Source organism: Pseudoflavonifractor capillosus, assembly GCF_016902575.1.
GTDB lineage: Bacteria > Bacillota > Clostridia > Oscillospirales > Oscillospiraceae > Enterenecus > Enterenecus capillosus_A.
Genome location: NZ_JACSNZ010000093.1, coordinates 1 through 2,321 on the forward strand (window position 1 = coordinate 1; position 2,321 = coordinate 2,321).

The 2,321-nt window shown below is 54.9% G+C and carries 3 protein-coding genes and 1 pseudogene; all 4 read right to left on the minus strand.

Annotation, left to right across the window (positions count from 1 at the left end):
• Nucleotides 1-205 (minus strand): hypothetical protein (locus H9X86_RS11905; protein ID WP_204901714.1); only part of this gene is annotated, 205 nt, incomplete at its 3' end.
• Between the two features lies 1 nt (nucleotide 206).
• Complete coding sequence (locus tag H9X86_RS11910) at nucleotides 207-464, minus strand: hypothetical protein (RefSeq protein WP_204901717.1); 258 nt, start codon at nucleotides 462-464, stop codon at nucleotides 207-209.
• Nucleotides 465-520: 56 nt separating this feature from the next.
• The gene (locus H9X86_RS11915) at nucleotides 521-856 is read right to left on the minus strand and encodes a 4-oxalocrotonate tautomerase (RefSeq protein ID WP_204901715.1); all 336 of its coding nucleotides are present in this window, start codon (nucleotides 854-856) and stop codon (nucleotides 521-523) included.
• 118 nt (nucleotides 857-974) lie between these two features.
• A pseudogene (locus H9X86_RS11920) lies at nucleotides 975-2,321 on the minus strand (DNA cytosine methyltransferase); the annotation flags it as partial.

Below are 2,321 nucleotides of genomic sequence, written 5' to 3' on the forward strand. Positions count from 1 at the left end.
GAGCCTGCAGACTGCGAAATCCATAGTAATGCTTGCCGCTTTTACTGCGGCAGCTCCAATTGGTCTTGGGGTCCTGCCAGAAGTAGACGTCGTCGCACTCCCAGCGGTTGCGCTTTTCGCTCCAACGGAGCTTCAAGGAGCCGGATCGCTGGACGTCCTTATGGGCGCATGGAGCCAGAATTCTGTTGGTGGGGTTATGATTCATATTACATTCTCCATTCGTAGAATTGCCGTTTGGTAAACAGAAAGGCCACCGCATACCGGATGAAGTCCAGGATGCTGGTGCCATCGAATCGGATGCTGAGAAAGGCATAGACTGCCGTCAGCACCAGTGGGACAAAGATGCCGGTCTGGGTGAGCGCCAGGACAGAGAGGAGAAGTCCCACACCGATGACACTCACGTCCCGGAGTTCCCAGAGCCACAGGGTTGCTTTGGCGGTCAGGTTATCGGGATAGATGTACAGATTGATTCACCTCCAAAAGAAAAGCCGCCGGGTTCCCCAGCGGCCAGTTCAACGGATTATTCTTCGGTTGCAGGTTGGGTCAGGCTTTGGGCCTCGTACTCAGCCAGTGCCTGCTCGATGAGCCCGATGACGAACTCCTTCTGGCTGATTTTTCTGCCCCGTTTCTTTTCAGCGGCAATGAAGTTCTTCAGCCGCCGGTCCAGTTCCTCGGGAATTTGAAAGGCCAGGGTTTTGGTTGCTGCCATGGTGACGTTACCTCCTTCAAAGTGTTGAGTGAGAATCATTTCTACGTATTCGGCCAGGGTTCCCAGTGCAAGCTGCTCTTTCTCTGCCATGACCTTGGCGTGCAGCTGGGCGGGAATCATGGCGCAGAGATTTTTCTTATCTCCCATGGGACGAACTCCTTTCTGTGATTTTGCAAGCAAAGCATACTGGAACTGAGCAGGGAAAGCTATTCACACATTCCAACAAGGAAGCTATCGTAAACCAAGCAGAAGCAACAAAGCGGGTTTAACTTGCCAGAAGCACCAGCGAAATACCATAGAGGACATAGTCCACGCATGGGATAGCCACGCTGTTGCCCAACGCTTTATATCGTGCGGAGTCCGAAGCACCGGGGATCGCTGTCCAGCCGTCGGGGAAGCCTTGGAGCCGCTCGCATTCCAGAGGGGTCAGGCGGCGGATGAGTCTGAGTCGGTGTATATCATCATCTAGCACCAGATCCGTAGCATCCTTGTGCTGACGGGCACTTTGGGTGCTGACAACTGCCCCGTCTTTGAACACGTCCACTCGCTGTCTGCTGAATACCGCATGATGGTCCGTTGCGGTGAGTGTGTAGGCAATGTCCTCCTGATAACCAATGCCATTCCCGCCGTTTTGGGGCTGACGGTCTATGGCATTGCCGGTGATGCAGAATACGGGTTCCTGCTCCACCAATGGCACATTGTTGCCGCCAGTACCGTATCTGGCGGACATGGTGGGGGCCACTGCGTGGGGGCCGGTGTAGCGGGAGTCGATGCCGTGGTTCTCGTAGACCAGCGGTTGGTGTCCACCTGCCTGGGCCCGGAGTGTGCCTGTCACATCCATGCTACACCCCATGACGCTGCCACCCTGGTCGTTGAGGCATAAAACCGACGGCATACAGTTGCCGCCGGCGCTGCCCTTCAGCGTGGGGGCGATTTCTTCGCCATAGCCGATGTCTCCAGCTGATGCTCCGGCTCCAGCGGAGAAACCGGCAATAAAGGTCTGCTGCTTCATCCCCGGTTGCGCTCCCAATGCTCCCGCCACATCGTGGAGGTCTCGAACTTCATCGCGCTGGTTTGTGGCAAAGGCAATCGGCTGAACAGGGATGTCAGGCACCCCACGGAAAGAGGAACTATCATTTGGCCGACTTGTGGGGTGGTTCTCTGGTCTAAAGGCGATGGAGCCTAATGAAGCAATCCCAGACTGGATTTCCAGAGCTTCCTGAAGCTTTTTTGGAAGTCCTTTTCCTCGTTCAAAGGCTCGGCGGAGAATACCCAGGCAGGCTTTCCTGGTCAAATAATATTTGCTGGGCGGATTGACCTGCAAAATCTGCGACAAGGAAGATTCTTTTTCTTCTCTGGGGGACACCCCAGTATTGAGCGTCAAGGCATCGCCACGCCAGGGAGAAATCAGTTCCCAATATGATTCGCCCAGCAGATTCCCAGCACCCGGTGTCAGGTCGAGGGACTGAAACATCACAAACTTTAATGCGGACGATCTCTTCCAGGACGATGCGGAAGTCCTCGCCTTTTGGGGTGCCGCTGGAGAAGGCTCCGGGAAATAGTGATAGGTAATCCTTTGAAGTAATCTTCGGATTTTCCCCCACTCCACACC